This is a genomic window from Streptomyces tauricus, from assembly GCF_014650955.1.
Classification (GTDB): Bacteria; Actinomycetota; Actinomycetes; order Streptomycetales; family Streptomycetaceae; genus Streptomyces; species Streptomyces tauricus.
The window spans coordinates 176006-194217 of the sequence record NZ_BMVY01000014.1 but is presented as its reverse complement, the minus strand read 5'-3'; the positions used below and the strand labels follow the sequence as shown (position 1 = coordinate 194217).

General features: G+C 70.8%; 18 protein-coding genes and 1 tRNA gene. 12 read left to right on the top strand and 7 right to left on the bottom strand.

Features of this window, described 5'->3' with window-relative positions:
- Positions 1–1296: SUKH-4 family immunity protein (locus IE278_RS22625; RefSeq protein WP_506417401.1), on the bottom strand; the 1296-nt coding region annotated here is incomplete at its 3' end.
- 7 nt (positions 1297–1303) lie between these two features.
- Positions 1304–2299: an SMI1/KNR4 family protein gene (locus tag IE278_RS22620; protein ID WP_189775056.1), complete on the bottom strand. Its 996-nt coding sequence runs from the start codon at positions 2297–2299 to the stop codon at positions 1304–1306.
- A gap of 249 nt (positions 2300–2548) precedes the next feature.
- Here IE278_RS22620 and IE278_RS22615 point away from each other — a divergent pair, with 249 nt between their 5' ends.
- Both IE278_RS22615 and IE278_RS22610 read left to right on the top strand, forming a co-directional pair.
- Positions 2549–3052 (top strand): YwqJ-related putative deaminase, encoded by a 504-nt coding sequence (locus tag IE278_RS22615; RefSeq protein WP_189775055.1) that lies wholly within the window; start codon positions 2549–2551, stop codon positions 3050–3052.
- 112 nt (positions 3053–3164) lie between these two features.
- Positions 3165–3668 carry an SUKH-3 domain-containing protein gene (locus tag IE278_RS22610; protein ID WP_189775054.1) on the top strand — a complete coding sequence of 168 codons (504 nt, stop codon included), beginning with the start codon at positions 3165–3167 and terminating at the stop codon, positions 3666–3668.
- 57 nt (positions 3669–3725) lie between these two features.
- On the opposite strand, the gene IE278_RS22605 is transcribed toward IE278_RS22610, so the two are convergent.
- Positions 3726–5066, bottom strand: coding sequence for a sensor histidine kinase (locus tag IE278_RS22605; RefSeq protein WP_189775053.1), 1341 nt, complete (start codon positions 5064–5066; stop codon positions 3726–3728).
- 258 nt (positions 5067–5324) lie between these two features.
- Between IE278_RS22605 and IE278_RS22600 the strand changes: the two genes are divergently transcribed.
- From IE278_RS22600 to IE278_RS22575, 6 genes are all read left to right on the top strand, one after another.
- Positions 5325–5396: transfer RNA gene (locus IE278_RS22600), tRNA-Gln, on the top strand.
- A gap of 117 nt (positions 5397–5513) precedes the next feature.
- A complete protein-coding gene (gene glmU / locus IE278_RS22595) occupies positions 5514–6998 on the top strand; it encodes a bifunctional UDP-N-acetylglucosamine diphosphorylase/glucosamine-1-phosphate N-acetyltransferase GlmU (protein WP_189775052.1) in 1485 nt (494 codons plus the stop codon).
- 126 nt (positions 6999–7124) lie between these two features.
- On the top strand, positions 7125–8096 hold the full coding sequence (locus tag IE278_RS22590; protein ID WP_189775051.1) for a ribose-phosphate diphosphokinase: 972 nt from the start codon (positions 7125–7127) through the stop codon (positions 8094–8096).
- Between the two features lie 184 nt (positions 8097–8280).
- Positions 8281–8865, top strand: coding sequence for a 50S ribosomal protein L25/general stress protein Ctc (locus tag IE278_RS22585; RefSeq protein WP_189775050.1), 585 nt, complete (start codon positions 8281–8283; stop codon positions 8863–8865).
- Positions 8866–8961: 96 nt separating this feature from the next.
- Entirely contained in the window at positions 8962–9573 is a 612-nt protein-coding gene (pth, locus tag IE278_RS22580) for an aminoacyl-tRNA hydrolase (RefSeq protein WP_189775049.1), read from the top strand.
- 75 nt (positions 9574–9648) lie between these two features.
- On the top strand, positions 9649–10146 hold the full coding sequence (locus IE278_RS22575; RefSeq protein WP_189775048.1) for a hypothetical protein: 498 nt from the start codon (positions 9649–9651) through the stop codon (positions 10144–10146).
- Between the two features lie 90 nt (positions 10147–10236).
- On the opposite strand, the gene ppc is transcribed toward IE278_RS22575, so the two are convergent.
- Positions 10237–12969 carry a phosphoenolpyruvate carboxylase gene (ppc, locus tag IE278_RS22570; protein ID WP_189775047.1) on the bottom strand — a complete coding sequence of 911 codons (2733 nt, stop codon included), beginning with the start codon at positions 12967–12969 and terminating at the stop codon, positions 10237–10239.
- A 298-nt stretch (positions 12970–13267) separates the two neighbouring features.
- Here ppc and IE278_RS22565 point away from each other — a divergent pair, with 298 nt between their 5' ends.
- Together IE278_RS22565 and IE278_RS22560 are read left to right on the top strand one after the other, a co-directional pair.
- Positions 13268–14278, top strand: coding sequence for an acyl-CoA desaturase (locus IE278_RS22565; protein WP_189775046.1), 1011 nt, complete (start codon positions 13268–13270; stop codon positions 14276–14278).
- Positions 14275–14946, top strand: a complete 672-nt coding sequence (locus tag IE278_RS22560; protein WP_055617961.1) for a TetR/AcrR family transcriptional regulator — start codon at positions 14275–14277, stop codon at positions 14944–14946. Before IE278_RS22565 ends, IE278_RS22560 begins: the two co-directional genes overlap by 4 nt.
- A 9-nt stretch (positions 14947–14955) precedes the next feature.
- On the opposite strand, the gene IE278_RS22555 is transcribed toward IE278_RS22560, so the two are convergent.
- Together IE278_RS22555 and IE278_RS22550 are read right to left on the bottom strand one after the other, a co-directional pair.
- Positions 14956–15324, bottom strand: a complete 369-nt coding sequence (locus tag IE278_RS22555; protein WP_189775045.1) for a VOC family protein — start codon at positions 15322–15324, stop codon at positions 14956–14958.
- A 4-nt stretch (positions 15325–15328) separates the two neighbouring features.
- Complete coding sequence (locus IE278_RS22550) at positions 15329–16147, bottom strand: trans-aconitate 2-methyltransferase (RefSeq protein ID WP_189775044.1); 819 nt, start codon at positions 16145–16147, stop codon at positions 15329–15331.
- Positions 16148–16265: 118 nt separating this feature from the next.
- Between IE278_RS22550 and IE278_RS22545 the strand changes: the two genes are divergently transcribed.
- Entirely contained in the window at positions 16266–16763 is a 498-nt protein-coding gene (locus IE278_RS22545) for a MarR family winged helix-turn-helix transcriptional regulator (protein ID WP_189775043.1), read from the top strand.
- On the opposite strand, the gene IE278_RS22540 is transcribed toward IE278_RS22545, so the two are convergent.
- Positions 16722–17489: a LuxR C-terminal-related transcriptional regulator gene (locus IE278_RS22540; protein ID WP_107015605.1), complete on the bottom strand. Its 768-nt coding sequence runs from the start codon at positions 17487–17489 to the stop codon at positions 16722–16724. The genes IE278_RS22545 and IE278_RS22540 overlap by 42 nt on opposite strands.
- 258 nt (positions 17490–17747) lie before the next feature.
- On the opposite strand from IE278_RS22540, the gene IE278_RS22535 reads away from it, so the two are divergent.
- A complete protein-coding gene (locus tag IE278_RS22535) occupies positions 17748–18203 on the top strand; it encodes a GNAT family N-acetyltransferase (RefSeq protein ID WP_189775070.1) in 456 nt (151 codons plus the stop codon).
- Positions 18204–18212 lie beyond the last annotated feature (9 nt).

Genomic DNA, 18212 nt, shown 5'->3' with positions numbered 1-18212 from the left:
GTTCGCGCCCCGCGCGCCACGCGGCGGACCCTGCGCCTTGCTGGTCGCCGCGTCCGCGATGTCACCGGCGCCCGGCGGCAACGGCCGGCCCGGCGCACTCGGGGCGGGCGGCTGCCGCGGAACGTCGCCGGCGGGCGGCTGCGGAGCACCCTGCGGATAGCCGTACGAGGGCGGCCCCGGAGGCGGCGTACCCGGCCCGGCGTTCTGCGAATGGCCGTACGAAGAGGGCCCGGCCGACGCAGCCCCGGAAGCACCGGAAGCACTGGCCGCACCGGACACACCACCCGCACCCTGCGGCGCGGTCCCCTGCCCGCCCGGCCCCTGCGGGAACGGCGGCGGTGCCGGATCGTCGAGGGCGGGCGCGACACTCGTGCGCGGCAGCTGGCTGCCGCCGGAGATCAGCTTGGTCCTGGCCTCGGGGGCGGCCTCGGGCGGAGGCGGCGTACCACCGGGCCCGACATCGCGGATCTGGGGCGCGTACACCGTCGCCGGCAGCGGCACGGAACGGTCGTCCCCCGCCTCGGCGTTGGTGTCGGTACCGGCCCACGGAGTCGCGTCGGCGGGCACCGCGGCGACATCGGACGCACCCCCGGCGGCGGGCCACGCCGTACCACCGCTCGGAGCGGCGGGCGCCGGCGAACCGGCGGGCGGCCCCGGCAGGGTCTCGGGCAGCGCACCCACGGAGCCCGCGGAACCACCGGCCCCGCCCTGCGCGGCAGGGACGGCAGGCGCGGCAGGGGCGGCAGGCGCCGCGGGAATCGCGTCGGACGGAGGAACGGCATCGACCGGAGACCCGGACCGATCGCCATGAGCGCCATGAGCGGAGGGAACCGCGTCGCTGATCTCGGCGGCGGGCCGCGACCCGGCGCCGTCCGACGGCCGGCCCGGCGCCCCGCCCGACGTACCGTCCCGGCGGTCCGGGATCCCCATCCGGTCCGCCGCCTCCTGCAGCCACTCCGGCGGAGTCAGCAGGAACGACGTCTGGTTGAGGTCCACCCGGGCGGGCGGCGCGGGCGCCGGCTCGGGCGCCGCCGCCGACACGCCGTACTCCTCCTCGTACCGGCGGATCACCTCGCCCACCGGCAGCGAGGGCCACAGGGTGGCCTCCCCGCTGTCACGCGCGATGACGAGCCGCTGGGCGCCGCCGTCGGAGCGCGGGCCCTCGGCCCGGTCCTCCGCCCAGACGACGAAGCCGAGTTCGAACTCCCGGACCCGCACCTCGCGGTGCTGGTAGCCGGGCACGTCTGCGTTGATCCACTCCTCGGCGCGCTCCTGCGCCTGCGCGAAGGTCACCATCGGACGCTCACTCCCCCACCGAAGAAACGGCGGACACCGGCACCGCCCGCGCGAAACCGCCGTCCACCATCAGGTTCGCCACCGTCTCCAGCTCGGGCGGATTGCCCGCGAGCCGGGACAGGAACTGATCGAAGTCGTCACCACAGGGCAGCAGGAGCCGCTGTACGCGCTCCGCGGGCGGCCACTCGTCCTGGTCACGGGCGTCGTCGAACGCGCAGAACCAGACCGAGCCGATCCGCTCGCCCTTCACCTTCACCGCGAGCAACCCGCCCTGGACGAAGCCGACTCCCAGGTAGTCCTTGGTGAGATGGTCCCGCAGGCACTTGTTGACGTAGACGAGGTCGTTGACGGCCGCCTCGTCCCGCACGGTGAAGAACGGCTGGTCGACCAGCAGCCCCAGCTCCGCGTCCAGCGCGGCCCCCACCGGCGCACACCCGCCGGCGGCCTTCAGGAAGGAACGGTACGCCCCGGGCAGCCGGTAGCCGAGATCCTCCTCGACGCCCTGCACCTGCTGCTCGGTCACGGCGACCGCCGCCTTCGGCAGCCCGAAGTGCGCGGGGCGGGTCTCCTGCAACGGCCGGGTGCCCCGCTTGTCCTGGTCGACCACCGCGGTGGCCAGACCGCCGTGATGCCGCAGCAACGCCTTCACCTCGACCGGCACCAGCTCCAGCCGGCGCGTGCGCGGCACGTGGTGCCACGTCCAGCCGTGCGGAGTGGCCACCGCCGGGATCGTGTCCCACAGATCATGTCCGGAAGCCGCCAGGGCCGCGTTCGCCGACACGTAGTCGGTCAGCCGCAGTTCGTCGACACCGAACCCCTCGGGCGGTTCGGCGATCTCCGCGGCCGCACGCGCATAGAACGAGAAGTCGGGGTAACCGACCTCGTCAACACGTACCCCTCTCGGGTGACGTGCCGCCCGCACCGGATCCGGGAAGTGCACGACCTGCCCGGCATAGGCCGCGTTCGGCGGCGCGGCTTGTTGCCCGAGCCGACCTGTCGTCATGGCGGTTGCCCCCTGCGGCGTGATGAAGGATCGCGGATGTCGACAGCCTATGCGGTGGAACGACACCGGTCACCGGGCCTCCTGTTCCATACCGGCCAAGGGTCCTCCGGTTCCGTGACCTGCCGTCATCGGGCCGTGACGGTACGACGAAGACCGCGCGTGTCGCACCGCCCCAGCTTCCGCACCGGCCACGGAGTTTGGCACTCTGTCGGAGCACCGGGGGATGCATTAAGGGGAGGAAACAGGACGATGAGCGCAACGCAGACGGGTACGTCGGGGGATCCGCGGGTCGGCTGGAGCAGCACCGGCGCGCCCGCCGTCCCGGTGCTCCGGCACCGGCGCGACGGCATACTCCCGACCATCGCCGCCGCGCTCTCCGTACGGGGCGCGACCCTCACCGGCACCGCGGGCCGCGGTGACCAGCCGCCACCGCTGCACCCCCTCGTACGGGACTTCCTCGACACCCTCACCAGCGGCCAGCGCGACCGGTTCACCGGCCGCTGCGCCGAGGCGATCCTCATCTCCCGTCACCTCGCCACCGCCGACGCGGAGCGCTCGAAACGGGCCAGCCGGAAACCCATGACCAACGGCGAGGCCAGGAAATCCCTCAAGCAGGCCAAACTCACCGCCCGCCGCATCCGCGAGGACGGCGACCCGCTGCACGGCAGCTTCGCGCATCCCTGCCGCGCCTGCACCGCGCTCAGCGCCCACTTCGGCGTACGCATCGTCGACCCGACCGCCCAGGAGAACTGACAGGGCCCCACCACCGACAGCGGCCTCCCACCCGCACGAAGGCGCCGCCGACGCCACCAGAAGCAGCCGGCCGGACCACCACACGGCAGCTCAGACCGATCGCGAAGGGCAGATGCACACCGACCGCACCGCCGCCACCTCGACCACCCGCTTCTCCGTCCAGGTCGACGCCTCGCTGCGCGACGCCGGATGGCAACCGGGCCGCTGGGACATAAAGCAGGCCGAGTTCTGGGCCGACGCCCTGCGCAGCCACGAGTCCCCCGCGGGGCACCGCCATGCCGTGTTCCCGGCGGCGGTGGAGGCATGGGCGGAGTTCGGCGGGCTGCGCGTCAGCACGGCCGAGGCGGGACGCCAGATCGCCTCGTCCCCGCTGCACCTGGATCCCCTGCACGGCCTCCACATGGCCCGCACCCTCGCCGACCTCGGCAGAGCCCTGGACACGGAGGTCGCCCCGCTCGGCGAGGAGACCGACAGCGGAGCCCTGCTCGCCATCGACACGGAGGGCCGCGTCTACACCCTGGACCACACGGGCGACTGGTACCTCGGCGCCGACATCGACCAGGCCCTGGCCACCCTCATCGCGGGCCGCGAACCGGTACGCCTGACCGTCGGCTGAACCGGCCCCCAGGAGACGCCGACAGCGATGTCGGCAGCGGCACCGGTGAACCCCGCCTCAGCCCTCGGCCGGGATGACCGCCGACACCCGGAAGCCGCCCGCGTCCGTCGGCCCCGACACGAACACCCCGCCGAGCCCGACGACCCGCTCCTTCATCCCCAGCAGGCCGTTCCCCCCACTGGGCAGCCGGGCGTCGGAGGCGGCCCCCGGCTCCGGCGGCGGGCCGTTCTCCACCTGCATCGCGATCTCCGCGCCCCGGTGTGCCAGCCGCACCCGGGTCTTCGCCCCCGCGGCGTGCTTGTGGACGTTCGTCAACGCCTCCTGCACCACGCGGTACGCGGTCTGCTCCACCATCGCCGCGTACACCCGGGTCTCCCCCTCCACGGAGAGATCGACGACCATCCCCGCGGCGGCGGACTGCCCCACCAGCTCGTCGAGGTCGTCCAGACAGGGGCCGTCGCCCGACTCCTCCTCGGCGGCCCGGGACGCGGCGGCAGCGGCGGCAGCGGCGGCCCCCACGGCCGCCAGCGGCACGGTCTGCACCGGCGCGGAGCCGTACCGCGCGCCCCGCGCCGACCCGTCCCCCGTCCGCAGGACGCCCAGCATCTCCCGCAGTTCCGTCAGCGCCTGCCGGCCCATGTCGCCCACCAGAGAGGCGTTCTTCACGGCCTTCTCGGGATCCTTGCGGGCCACCGCCTGCAACGCCGCCGCGTGCACCACCATCAGACTCACCCGGTGCGCGACCACGTCGTGCATCTCACGGGCGATCCGGGTCCGCTCCTCGTTGCGCGCCCACTCCGCGCGCTCCTCGGCCCGCTCCGCCAGCAGCTGCAACTCCCGCTCCAGGGAGTCGGCCCGCTCCCGCAGACTCTCCATCAGCCGCCGCCGCGCCCCCACGTACAGCCCGAGCAGTACCGGCGGGGCCGTCATCCCGAGCGAGGTCGTGATCGACACGAAGGGCACGAACCAGTCCCCCAGCGCCACATCCCCGCGCACCATCCCCTGGTGCGCCCGCACATAGGTGACGATGAGCATCCCCACCATCGACATCCCGGCCAGCGCCCCGATGATCCGCCTCGGCAACTCGGACGCCGCCAGCGTGTAGAGCCCGACGAGCCCCATCAGGAACCCCATCTGGGCCGGTGTGATCGCGATCGACACCAGTACGACGGCGATGGGCCAGCGCCGCCGGAACAGCAGCATCGCCCCCGCGACGGCCCCGAACAGCATCCCCACGGGGACCGGTACCCCCGCCGCCCCCGCGAACGGAAATCCCTCTATCGCGCACTCCACGGACGACACCAGCGCGAGTCCCCCGTCGAGCACCGCGCTGCGCCACCTCGCCCACCACCACGGCCCCGCCAAGGCCGCGGTGTGGTCTTCCCCCGTCGTGGTCATGACTCCAGCCTACGGTCGCGCCCCGCCCCTTTTCCGGTGAGTTTCCCGGACTGGCCTACACCACTCCCCGTAATCGAACAGAAGCGAAACAGACCGGAATCCCTCGAACTGCTGAATCGTCAGCCGTTCGACGCCGGGCGCGTGATCCACACGTCCTTCGTGTGCCGATCCGTACCGTCGCATCGAAGGGCCTTGGTACGGCATAGTGTTGGGTGCCAACTCGACGGCCGACCATATGTCCGGCTTCAGTCGATTCCATCCCCCGTGGTGTAATTGGCAGCACTGTGGCTTTTGGTGCCATCTGTCCGGGTTCAAGTCCTGGCGGGGGAGCTGTGGACGTCCGGGCCCTGACAGCACTGTCAGGGCCCGCTCTCATGTCGCTCCTGAAACGCCCCGGTATCCTGCGGATGTCCGCACCCCAGACACCAGTAGCCGAAAGGCATATCCGTGAGCGCCAACCTTCCCCAAGCTCTCGGCTCCGGAGCAGGGGAGACCCCACCCGCAGCCGTCGTCGTTCTCGCGGCGGGTGAGGGCACCCGTATGAAGTCGGCCACACCCAAGGTCCTGCACGAGCTCTGCGGCCGTTCCCTGGTCGGCCATGTGCTCGCCGCGGCGGGCGAGTTGGATCCCGAGAACCTGGTCGTCGTCGTGGGTCACGCCCGCGAGAAGGTCACCGATCACCTGGCCGGAACCGCGCCGGGCGTCCGGACCGCCGTACAGGCCGAGCAGAACGGCACGGGGCACGCCGTACGGATGGGCCTGGAGGAGCTGGGCGGCGTCGTCGACGGCACCGTCGTGGTCGTCTGCGGCGACACCCCCCTCCTCACCGGCGCGACCCTCCGCAAGCTCGCCGCGACCCACACGGGCGACGGCAACGCGGTCACCGTGCTGACCGCCGAGGTGCCGGACGCCACCGGTTACGGCCGGATCGTCCGCGACAGCGCCTCGGGCGCCGTGACGGCGATCGTCGAGCACAAGGACGCCTCCGACTCCCAGCGCGCGATCCGTGAGATCAACTCCGGGGTCTTCGCGTTCGACGGGCAGCTCCTCGCGGACGCGCTCGGCAAGGTCCGCACCGACAACAGCCAGGGCGAGGAGTACCTCACGGACGTCCTCGGCATCCTCCGGGAGGCCGGGCACCGCGTGGGCGCCGCCGTGGCGGACGACCACCACGAGATCGCCGGCATCAACAACCGAGTGCAGCTCGCGGAGGCCCGCCGCATCCTCAACGACCGTCTGCTGCGGGACGCGATGCTCGCCGGCGTGACCGTCGTCGACCCTGCCTCGACGTGGGTCGACGTCACCGTCACCTTCGAGCAGGACGCGATCGTGCACCCGGGCACCCAGCTCCAGGGCGCCACGCACCTGGGCGAGGGCGCCGAGGTCGGCCCCAACACCCGCCTGAACGACACCACGGTGGGCGCGGGCGCCCGCGTCGACAACACCGTCTCGAACGGCGCGGAGATCGGCCCCCAGGCGAACGTGGGTCCCTTCGCGTATCTCCGCCCCGGCACCCGCCTCGGTCTGAAGGCCAAGGTGGGTACGTATGTGGAGACGAAGAACGCCACCGTCGGCGAGGGCACGAAGATCCCGCACCTCTCCTACGTGGGCGACGCGACGATCGGCGAGTACTCGAACATCGGTGCCGCCAGCGTCTTCGTGAACTACGACGGCGAGGCCAAGCACCACACGACGGTGGGCTCGCACTGCAAGACGGGTTCGGACAACATGTTTGTGGCTCCTGTCACCATCGGGGACGGTGCCTACACCGCGGCCGGCTCCGTGATCACGAAGGACGTACCGCCCGGTTCGCTGGCCGTGGCCCGTGGCCAGCAGCGGAATATCGAGGGCTGGGTGGCCCGCAAGCGTCCGGGCAGCGCGGCCGCGAAGGCGGCGGAGGCGACATCCCGGGAGGCCGGCGGCGAAAGCTGACCGGAAAAGGTCGGGTCTGACTCGGGCTACCGTGATAGATGCACACCCGCACATCCAGCTGAGACCGCGCCTGAGAACTCAACTCATCTCGACATCCAGCTGAGACACCTCTGAGGAGACAGTGCTGTGACCGGGATCAAGACGACCGGCGAGAAGAAGATGATGTTCTTCTCCGGCCGCGCCCACCCCGAGCTTGCCGAGGAGGTCGCCCACCAGTTGGGTGTCGGGGTCGTTCCGACGAAGGCCTTCGATTTCGCCAACGGTGAGATCTACGTCCGCTACGAGGAGTCGGCCCGCGGCGCCGACTGCTTCCTGATCCAGAGCCACACCGCGCCGATCAACAAGTGGATCATGGAACAGCTGATCATGATCGACGCTCTGAAGCGGGCCTCCGCCCGGAGCATCACCGTGATCATGCCGTTCTACGGTTACGCGCGCCAGGACAAGAAGCACCGTGGGCGTGAACCGATCTCGGCGCGTCTGGTCGCCGACATGATGAAGACGGCCGGTGCGGACCGCCTCCTGACGGTCGATCTGCACACCGACCAGATCCAGGGCTTCTTCGACGGTCCCGTGGATCATCTGTTCGCCCTCCCGCTGCTCGCGGACTACGTGGGCCACAAGGTGGACCGCTCGAAGCTCACAGTCGTGTCCCCGGACGCCGGCCGGGTGCGGGTGGCCGACCGCTGGTGCGACCGCCTCGGCGCCCCGCTGGCGATCGTCCACAAGCGCCGTGACAAGGACGTCGCGAACCAGGTGACCGTGCACGAGGTCGTCGGTGATGTCGAGGGCCGGGTCTGCGTCCTGGTCGACGACATGATCGACACCGGTGGCACGATCTGCGCCGCGGCGGACGCGCTGTTCGCGCACGGCGCGGAGGACGTCATCGTGACCGCGACGCACGGTGTGCTGTCGGGTCCGGCGGCGGACCGTCTGAAGAACTCGAAGGTCAGCGAGTTCGTCTTCACGGACACCCTGCCCACCCCGGGTGAGCTGGAGCTCGACAAGATCACGGTCCTGTCGATCGCCCCGACGATCGCGAACGCGGTCCGCGAGGTCTTCGAGGACGGCTCGGTGACGAGCCTCTTCGACGAGTAGTCACAGGCCCACCTAGATCGATTTCTTGTACGGCCTCCCCGCGACGTAAGCTGTCACAGTTGCTCGGCGAGGGAGGCCGCACTCTTTGGTGCGGCGGTCCGTTATCGACGCGCTCTTCGTAGCAGGCCGATGGTTCGGCCGGGTGACTCCCTTCCCTGGCTTACCTGTACTACGAGGAGTGAGCATGTCCGAGGTCAAGATCGCCGCCGAGTCCCGCAGCGAGTTCGGCAAGGGCGCCGCGCGCCGCATCCGCCGTGAGAACAAGGTTCCCGCCGTCGTGTACGGCCACGGTGGCGAGCCGGTCCACATCACGCTGCCGGGCCACGAGCTGCAGCTCGCCCTGCGTACCCCGAACGTCCTGCTGACCCTGGACATCGAGGGCAAGACCCAGCTCGCGATCCCGAAGGCCGTCCAGCGTGACGCCATCAAGGGCTTCCTGGAGCACGTCGACCTGCTTCTCGTGAAGAGCGGCGAGAAGGTCAACGTCGAGGTCTACGTGCACACCGAGGGCGACCTGGCCCCCGGCGCGTTCCTGCTGGAGCACGTCCTCAGCACCCTGACGGTCGAGGCCGAGGCCACGCACATCCCCGAGTCGGTCACCGTCTCCATCGAGGGCCTTGAGGCCGGCGCGTCCATCCTCGCGAAGGACATCACGCTGCCCGAGGGCACCACGCTGGCCATCGACGAGGACGCGGTCGTGCTGCAGGTCCTGGCCGCCCAGTCGGAGGAGCCCGCGGACGACTCGGCCGCCGAGTCCACCGAGGCCTGATCCCGCACCGGATCACTGTTCGCCGGCCGCCGCTCCTGAGGGGGCGGCGGCCGACGCGTATCCCCGAACCGCACCGGTGCAGCCGGTCAAGGACCCATGGGAGTGACGGACGTGACCACGGAACCAGGCGCCCCCTGGCTGATCGTGGGGCTCGGAAACCCCGGCCCCGAGTACGCCATGAACCGCCACAACGTGGGCTTCATGGTGGCCGACCTTCTCGCCGGGCGGATCGGCGGCAAGTTCAAGCGGGCGGGCAAGGCGCAGGCCCAGGTGATCGAGGGCCGCATCGGCCCGCCCGGTCCGCTGAACCGCCGGGTGATCCTGGCGAAGCCGATGTCGTACATGAACCTGTCGGGCGGCCCGGTGACGGGCCTGCGGGACTTCTACAAGGTGCCGACGGCCAACATCGTGGCCGTCCACGACGAGCTGGACATCGACTACGGCGTGCTGCGGCTGAAGCTGGGCGGCGGCGACAACGGCCACAACGGCCTGAAGTCGATGACGAAGGCGATGGGTCCGGAGTACCACCGGGTCCGCTTCGGCATCGGGCGCCCCCCGGGACGTATGCAGGTGGCCGATTTCGTACTGAAGGACTTCTCCTCGACCGAGCGCAAGGAACTGGACTACTTCGTGGACCGGGCCGCGGACGCGGTGGAGGCCCTGGTCATCGAGGGCCTGGAGCGGGCGCAGTCGACGTACAACTCATGACATTGCGGTACTCGACCGCTGCCTGAGCCCCGTCGGAGTTGACCGACCGCACGGCCATGGCCAAGGATCGCCGCCATGCCCGCCCATTCCCATTCCCGCGCCTCCCGCCCGAAAGCGGCCACGGCGCTGCGGTTCGGGCAGTTCGCGGCGATGGGTACGGTCGCGGTGCTGATCCTGATCGCGGGCGTGTGGGCCTCCTGGGGCACCGCCCAGCACGTGATGCTCACCAAGGGCCGTGAACGCGGCACGATGACGGTCACCCAGTGCGCGGACGACCACTGCACGGGCTCGTACCGGCCCGCGTCGCAGGGTTCCACCGCCCGGGACCGGGTCGTCCTCGACAGCGAGGTGGCCGTGGAGAAGGGCCGCACGTACACGGTCGTGGTGAAGCCCGGCACCGACGAGGTCGTCCGCGCGGGCACCGGCGGTCTGCTCTACGCCTGGGTGCCGCTGGGCGGCGCGCTGATGCTCGCCTCGGTGGTGGTGGCGGGCGGTCTGGGCAGGACCCGGCTGGGCTGGGTGCTCGGCGGCGCGGGCCTGACGCTGGTGACGGCCGCGTTCCTGGCGCTCTAGACATGGCGCTCCGGACATGGCGCTCCGGACATGCGGAAGGGGGCCGGGCGGTCGTGACGGCCGCCCGGCCCCCTTCCGTGTCTCCGCGGGTCAGCCGGTGTTGCGCAGACCCGCCGCCACACCGTTGACCGTCAGGAGCAGGGCGCGGGACAGCAGCGGGTCCGGCTCGGAGCCGGCCGCGGCGGCGTCGCGCTGCCGCTTGAGAAGGGCCACCTGGAGATACGAGATCGGGTCCAGGTAGGCGTCGCGGATGGTGAAGGTCTGCTTGAGCACCGGGTGGGCGTCGAGGAGTTCGGCCTCACCGGTGACGCGCAGCACCTCGCGGACGGTCAGCTCGTGCTCGGCCTGGATGACGTCGAACACGTGCTTGAGCTCGTCGGGGACGAGCGTGTCGACGTAGTGGCCGGCGATCCGCAGGTCCGTCTTGGCGAGCGTCATCTCGACGTTGGAGATGAAGTTGCGGAAGAAGTGCCACTGCTCGTGCATCTCGTCCAGGACGCTGTCGAGCCCGGCCTCGCGCAGCGCCTTGAGGCCGGCGCCGACGCCGAACCAGCCGGGCACGATCTGCCGCGACTGGGTCCAGCCGAACACCCACGGGATGGCGCGCAGGCCGTCGAGCGAGACGCCCGAGCCGGGGCGGCGGGAGGGCCGCGAGCCCAGGTGCAGGTCGGCGAGCTGGTCGACCGGCGTGGAGGCGAGGAAGTACGTCGGCAGGTCCGGGTCCTCGACCAGCCGGCGGTAGGCGGCCTCGGCGGCCTCCGAGACGACGTCCATGGCCGCGTCCCAGCGGGCGAGCGCCTCGTCGGACTGGCGGGGCGCGGTGTGCAGCGCGGACGCCTGGAGGGTGGCCGCGACGGTCAGTTCGAGGTTCTCCCGGGCCAGCGACGGCACGAGGTACTTGTCGGAGATGACCTCGCCCTGCTCGGTGACCTTGATCTCGCCTTCCAGGGTGCCCCAGGGCTGGGCGAGGATCGCGTCGTGCGAGGGGCCGCCGCCTCGGCCGACGGTGCCGCCGCGGCCGTGGAAGAGCCGCAGCCGTACGCCGTACCGGTGGGCGACGTCGCGCAGCCGTCGCTGGGCGCGGTGGATCTCCCACTGACTCGTCGTGATGCCGCCGAACTTCGAGGAGTCGGAGTACCCGAGCATGACCTCCTGGACATCGCCGCGCAGGGCCACGAGCCGCCGGTAGGACGGGTCGGACAGCATGTCCTCAAGGATGGTGTCGGCGGCCTTGAGCTCGTCGGTCGTCTCCAGGAGCGGCACGATGCCGATCTTCGCCCAGCCGGCGTGCAGGTCGAGGAGTCCGGCCTCGCGGGCCAGCACGGCGGCGGCGAACACGTCGTCGGCGCCCTGGCACATCGAGATGATGTACGACTCGATGACCTCGGGCCCGAAGACCCTGAGGGCCTTCTTGACGGTCTCGAAGACACCGAGGGTCTTGGCGCCCGCGGCGTCGAGCGGCGCCGGGGTCGGGCCGAGCGGCCGACGCGAGCGCAGCTCCTTCGCGAGGAGCTTGTGCCGGTACTCGCGCGGCATGTCCTCGTAGCGCCAGGACTCCTCACCGAGCCGGTCGAAGAGCTGCCCGAGCGCGTGGTGGTGGGCGTCCGCGTGCTCGCGTACGTCCATGGTGGCGAGCTGGAGGCCGAAGGCGGCGAGCGTGCGGATCGTACGGTTCATGCGGCCGTCGGCGAACAGGGCGCCGCGGTGCTCGCGCAGGGAGGTCTGGATGAGCGTGAGGTCCTGCAGCAGCTCGGCGGTGCCGAGGTAGTCGCGGCCGGCCTCGTGCGGGATGCCCTTGGCCAGGCGCAGCTTGGTGTTCTCCAGCTTCTGCCGGATGCAGGTGGCCTTGAGCCGGTAGGGCTCCTCGGCGTTCAGGCGCTTGTAGCGGGGGCTGATCTCGGGCAGCCGCTCCAGGTCGTCCTGGAGGGAGGAGAGCAGTTCCTCGGTGGCGCCGGTGTAGCGGATGGAGTTGGAGAGGAAGTGGCGCAGCTCGTCGATCAGTTCCAGCGCGTCGTTGATGCCGTGCTCGTGCTGGAGGATGAGGACGTCCCAGGTGACCTGCGGGGTCACGTTCGGGTTGCCGTCGCGGTCGCCGCCGATCCAGGTGCCGAAGGTGAGGGGGCGGGTCTCCTCGGGCAGTTGGACGCCGACGCGCTCCAGTTCGGCGGTGAGGTCTTCGAGGACGTCCCCGACGGCGCCGGCGTGCAGCTCGTCCAGGTAGTAGATCGCGTTGCGGGCCTCGTCGGCCGGTTCGGGGCGCACGACCCGCAGCTCGTCCGTCTGCCAGACCAGGTCGATGTTCTCGGCCAGACGGGTGTCGTAGCGGCGCCGGTCGGCTTCGATGACCGGGGTCTCCAGCAGGGCGGCGATGCGACGCAGCTTGTTGAGGACCGAGCGTCTGGCCGCCTCGGTGGGGTGCGCGGTGAAGACGGGGCGGACGTTGAGGTTCTTGACGCTGGCGCGCAGGTGGTCGGGGTCGGCGTCCTTGAGCCGGTCGGCCGTCCGGGCGAGGAGTCCGCCCTCGGCGGCACGCCGGGCCCGCAGCTCGCGGCCGCGGTGCACCTGCTCGGTGACGTTGGCCAGATGGAAGTAGGTGGAGAAGGCGCGTACCAGCTTGGCCGCGGTCTCCAGTTCGGTGCCGCGCAGCAGCTCGGCGGCGGCTTCGCCGTCCTCCCGGGTGAGGCGGCGGACCTTCTCGACCAGCTCCAGCAGCTCGGGTCCCTCCTGCCGTACGAGGGTCTCGCCCAGCAGATCTCCGAGGCGGCGGATGTCGGCGCGCAGTTCACTGCCGGTTGTCGTGTTCTGGTCGTCGGCACTGCTCACAGGTGCGGCTCCTTGCAGTGTTGAAGCTCGTCTGGAGGGGAACCCGTCAGCCCGAGGCGGCAAGCGCCGCATCAGCGGCTGGGCATACGGGAATGAAACAGAGCGGACCGCGCTGTCCGACCGAGACCAAGGATAGGTGTCCATCCGGACGCGCAGTCTCTCGGGCTCTTGCCCCGGAGCAACGCGCTGCCATACTTACGACGCCGTAGGTTACGGAACCGTAGGCGCTGTTTCCGGCTATCCACGGACGCGGTTACCGGCCACACTCACCCTCCTCGACCCCACAGGGGACGCCCCCATGACCACAAGTTCCGACGTGATCGATGACGCCCCGAAGGCGCGCGACGACTCCCCCGTCCCCTCCGCCACGCTGGGCGGCGAGCAGAAGCGCTCGATCGAGCAGATCACCCTTCTCCTCTTCATCATCGTGCCGTTCCTGGCAGTCCTCGCGTGCGTTCCGCTGGCCTGGGGCTGGGGCGTGAGCTGGCTGGACCTCGGCCTGCTGGTGTTCTTCTACTACCTGGGCTGCCACGGGATCACGATCGGGTTCCACCGGTACTTCACGCACGGTTCCTTCAAGGCGAAGCGCCCGCTGCGCATCGCGCTCGCCATCGCCGGCTCCATGGCGGTCGAGGGGCCGCTGGTGCGCTGGGTGGCCGACCACCGCAGGCACCACAAGTTCTCCGACGCCGAGGGCGACCCCCACTCGCCGTGGCGCTTCGGTGAGACGGTCCCGGCCCTGCTGAAGGGGCTGTGGTGGGCGCACATCGCCTGGATGTTCGACGAGGAGCAGACCCCGCAGGAGAAGTACGCACCGGACCTGATCAAGGACAAGGCACTGCGCACGATCTCCCGTCAGTTCCTTCTCTGGGCGGGCCTGTCCATCGCGCTCCCCGCGCTGATCGGCGGTCTGGTCACGATGTCCTGGTGGGGCGCGTTCACGGGCTTCTTCTGGGGTTCCCTGGTCCGGGTGGCGCTGCTGCACCACGTGACCTGGTCGATCAACTCGATCTGCCACGCGGTGGGCAAGCGCCCCTTCAAGTCACGTGACCGCTCGGGCAACGTGTGGTGGCTGGCCGTCCTGTCCTGCGGCGAGTCCTGGCACAACCTGCACCACGCGGACCCGACCTCCGCGCGGCACGGCGTGGAGCGCGGCCAGGTGGACTCCTCGGCCCGGCTGATCCGCTGGTTCGAGCGCTTCGGCTGGGCGTACGACGTGCGCTGGCCGTCACGCTCGCGTATCGATTCCCGCCGGAACCCGGACGGAAAGGGTGCTCGGCGCAAGGCGGAGACTGCCGAGGCGGCATGATTGACGGCGTGGCCGACTCCAGCACACCCAGCAATGAAAAGCCGCGGCGCGCCCGCCGCACCCGGATGACCGGGGCGGAGCGGCGGGCCCAGTTGCTGGAGATCGGCCGCACCCTCTTCGCCCAGAAGGGCTTCGAGGCGACGTCGGTGGAGGAGATCGCGGCGAAGGCAGGCGTCTCCAAGCCGGTCGTCTACGAGCACTTCGGCGGCAAGGAGGGCCTGTACGCGGTGGTGGTGGACCGCGAGATGCGCCGCCTCCTGGACGGCGTGACCAGCTCCCTCACGGCAGGCCACCCCCGCGAACTGTGCGAGCAGGCGGCGTTCGCCCTCCTCGACTACATCGAGGAGTACACGGACGGCTTCCGCATCCTGGTCCGCGACTCCCCCATCCCCCAGTCGACGGGCAGCTTCGCGTCCCTGATCTCGGACATCGCCACGCAGGTGGAGGACATCCTGGGCCGCGAGTTCAAGCGCCGGGGCTTCGACCCCAAACTGGCCCCCCTCTACGCCCAGGCCCTGGTGGGCATGGTCGCCCTCACCGGCCAGTGGTGGCTGGACGTCCGCCGCCCCAAGAAGGCGGAGGTGGCGGCCCATCTGGTCAACCTGGCCTGGCACGGTTTGGACGGCCTGGAGGCGAAGCCTCGGCTGATAGGGCGCCGCAAGAGCTAGCGCCGCGGGCTACACCCCGGGGGCGGGCTCCAGGAACTCCAGCCGGTTGCCCACGGGGTCCTCGGAGTAGAAGCGGCGGTGCCCCGGCAGTTCGGTGTCCCAGGTCACCGGGGCCCCGCGGGCGGCGAGGCGGGTCGCGTACGCCTCGATGTCCGTGACCCGCAGCCCCGGGTGCGCCTTCTTCGCGGGGCGGAAGTCGGGGTCGATCCCCAGGTGCAGTTGCACGGCTCCCGCGCTGAACCAACAGCCTCCGCGCCGCGCGAGCACGGGCGGCTTGGGGATCTCCGTCATTCCCAGGACGCCGGCGTAGTACGCGCGCAGCGCCTCCTCGGCCCCCGGCGGCGCGGCGAGCTGCACGTGATCCACCGCCGTCAGCATCCGCTCACACAGCCTTCCGCGCCACCGCGAACAGCCGCCGGAACGGCAGGACCGTGCCGTACGGGGCCGTCGGGTACGCGGCGCGGAGGAGGTCGCGGTACTCGGCGGTGAAGGCGTCCGCGGCTTCCGGGTCGTCGGCGAGAGCTGTGAGAGCCGGCCGCATCCCGGTCCCCTTGGACCAGTCGAGAACGGCGTCCTCGCCCTGCAGAAGCTGCATGTAGGTCGTCTCCCACATATCCACCTCGCATCCGAGCCGCGCCAGCCGGTCCAGGTAGACGAGCGGCGCGTGGACGGAGTCCTCGCCGCGAAGGACTCCGGCGAGACGGCCCTTCCACCGGGCGGAGGCGGCGAGTTCGCGCATCAGGGTGTGCAGGGGCGCGTCGATGTTGTTCGGCACCTGGAAGGCGAACGTGCCGCCCGGCGCCACCGCGTCGAGCCAGGAACCGAACGCCTCCAGATGCCCCGGCACCCACTGCAGCGCGGCGTTCGAGACGATCAGGTCGTACGTCTCCGTGGGCGCCCACTCCGTGAGGTCCGCGTGGCCGAAGTCCAGGCGACCGCCACCGGCTGTCGGCCCCGCGTGCTCCTCGGTCCGGGCCAGCATCTCCGCGGAGTTGTCGTAGCCGGTGACGTACGCGCCCGGCCACCGCTCGACGAGCTGGACCGTGACGTTGCCGGGTCCGCAGCCCAGGTCGGCGATACGGGCCGGTTCGCCGGGCAGGGCGGGCACGCGGCCGAGCAGCTCGGCGAAGGGCCGGGCGCGGTGCCCGGCGTGACGCAGGTACTGCCCCGGATCCCAGGTGGGAGTGGTGGTGGCGGACATCGGGTGCCTCCTAGGAGTCAGGACGAGCCGACCTCCACCCTCACACCGCAACTCTCTCGTCGTCAAGATACTTCACATCAAGAGACTCCACATCGACACAACCACTACACTGATCGCCATGGAGGACGAGGTCGATCGGCTGGTCGCAGCATGGCGCCGGGAGCGCCCCGACCTCGACGTGGAACCACTCGAAGTACTCAGCCGTGTGAGCAGGCTCGCGCGGCATCTGGACCGCGCACGGCGCATCGCGTTCGCCGAGCACGCCCTGGAGCCCTGGGAGTTCGACGTGCTCACCTCACTGAGGCGCGCGGGAGCCCCGTACCAGCTCTCCCCCGGACAGCTGCTCACCCAGACCCTCGTCACCTCGGGCACGATGACGAACCGTATCGACCGGCTCGCGAAGAAGGGCCTGGTCGAGCGGCTCCCCGACCCCAGCGACCGCCGGGGCGTGCTCGTGCGCCTCACCGAGGAGGGCCGCGACCGCGCCGACCAGGCACTCGCCGGACTCCTCGACCAGGAGCGGGCGATCCTCGCGGAACTCAGCCGGGCCCAGCGCGGCGAACTGGCCGGGCTGCTACGCCAGCTGACCGCCCCGTTCGACAACATCCCCGGCTAGGTCCACCGGACCGACCCCGGCCCGGCGGGCGAGCGCCACGGCCGCGAGGGTCGAGTGCACGCCCAGCTTCCCCAGCACGTTCTGCATATGCGTGCGGACCGTGTGCGGGGAGAGGAACAGCCGCTCGGCGACCGCCTTGCGCCCCAGCCCGGCCACCATGCAGCGCAGCACCTCGCGCTCGCGCGGCGTCAACGACTCCACCAGCCGCTCGCTCTCGGTGCGGTGCTTGCGGGCGGCGGTCAGTTCACGCAGCACGCCGGTGAGGAGGGCGGGCGGCAGATGGGTCTCGTCCCGCAACACCCCCCGGATGACGGTCAGCAGCCGGGACAGCGAGCAGTCCTTGGCCACCCAGCCCGAGGCGCCCGCCTGGAGGGCGAGAGCCGCACGACGCGGATCGTCCTTCTCGGCGAGTACGACCGTACGGACACCGGGCTGGCCCGAACGGACGCCGGCCACCAGCGAGATGCCGTCGACCAGGCCCTCTTCGTTGTTGTCGTGCACGGGCACGGCCGGGCGAACCCCCGGCACGTTGCCACCGAGGTCGGCGTCGACGAGCAGCACATCGAACCTGCGACCCTCGGCGACCGCCCGCTCCAGGCAGCGCAGCGCGGCCGGGCCACTGCCCGCCGCGGAGACGTCGACATCGGGCTCGGCGGCCAGGGCGGCGGCGAGCGACTCGGCGAAAATACGATGGTCGTCGACGACCAGAACACGGATGCGAACCACAGAAACCCCCACTGGTCGGGGGACGGACCGGCGCAGGTACGGCGCCCGAGGTGTTCCCGAGCCTCCTGTCGGCCCGGAAAACGGGGTGCCGCAGTCGCACGGCCGCCGCCGTGCTGAAACTGCTACCCCCACTTCGGGCGTCGTACCCGACTGTCTCGCCCCCTGATCGGCACCGGCCCCCACCGGTGCTGCTCATCAGAGTAAGGCCGTGCGGCAGGAGCGGAAGGTGATTTGCAGAACTGATTGGCCGACGCGTTTATGGTGAGCCGTATGTTTCGTATTGAGACAGAAGTCGACAAAGAGCGTAGCCAATTCCTGCGGTCTCGACTACGGGAGGCGAATCTCGCGGCTTCGCCGAAGTTGCGTTCTCTGCACGGAACCCCTGGTGAACGGGAAGTTCCGCTCCAGGTGTGGGCGTTGGACGCGGGGGGCTCGGTCGCGGGCGGGTTGGTGGGGCACACGTGGGCGACTTGGCTGCATGTCGCCTATCTCTGGGTCGACGGACGCCACCGCGGAGCCGGACTCGGTTCGCACCTGCTGTCCCGGGCGGAGAATCTGGCTCGTTCGTCGCGGGGGTGCCGGGGTGTGCGCCTGGAGACGTGGGACTTCCAGGCGCCGGACTTCTACCGGAAGCAGGGCTACGAGGTGGTGTGCGCGATCCCGGACTACCCCCCGGGGATCACGGAGTACACCCTGACAAAGCGCCTGCTCTAACGGGACCTT

Coding starts and splice junctions, on each gene's coding strand:
- IE278_RS22620 (WP_189775056.1), bottom strand. CDS start 2,299: ATGACGACAGGTCGGCTCGGGCAACAAGCCGCGCCGCCGAACGCGGCC.
- IE278_RS22615 (WP_189775055.1), top strand. CDS start 2,549: ATGAGCGCAACGCAGACGGGTACGTCGGGGGATCCGCGGGTCGGCTGG.
- IE278_RS22610 (WP_189775054.1), top strand. CDS start 3,165: ATGCACACCGACCGCACCGCCGCCACCTCGACCACCCGCTTCTCCGTC.
- IE278_RS22605 (WP_189775053.1), bottom strand. CDS start 5,066: ATGACCACGACGGGGGAAGACCACACCGCGGCCTTGGCGGGGCCGTGG.
- IE278_RS22585 (WP_189775050.1), top strand. CDS start 8,281: ATGTCCGAGGTCAAGATCGCCGCCGAGTCCCGCAGCGAGTTCGGCAAG.
- pth (WP_189775049.1), top strand. CDS start 8,962: ATGGGAGTGACGGACGTGACCACGGAACCAGGCGCCCCCTGGCTGATC.
- IE278_RS22575 (WP_189775048.1), top strand. CDS start 9,649: ATGCCCGCCCATTCCCATTCCCGCGCCTCCCGCCCGAAAGCGGCCACG.
- IE278_RS22565 (WP_189775046.1), top strand. CDS start 13,268: ATGACCACAAGTTCCGACGTGATCGATGACGCCCCGAAGGCGCGCGAC.
- IE278_RS22560 (WP_055617961.1), top strand. CDS start 14,275: ATGATTGACGGCGTGGCCGACTCCAGCACACCCAGCAATGAAAAGCCG.
- IE278_RS22555 (WP_189775045.1), bottom strand. CDS start 15,324: ATGCTGACGGCGGTGGATCACGTGCAGCTCGCCGCGCCGCCGGGGGCC.
- IE278_RS22550 (WP_189775044.1), bottom strand. CDS start 16,147: ATGTCCGCCACCACCACTCCCACCTGGGATCCGGGGCAGTACCTGCGT.
- IE278_RS22545 (WP_189775043.1), top strand. CDS start 16,266: ATGGAGGACGAGGTCGATCGGCTGGTCGCAGCATGGCGCCGGGAGCGC.
- IE278_RS22535 (WP_189775070.1), top strand. CDS start 17,748: ATGGTGAGCCGTATGTTTCGTATTGAGACAGAAGTCGACAAAGAGCGT.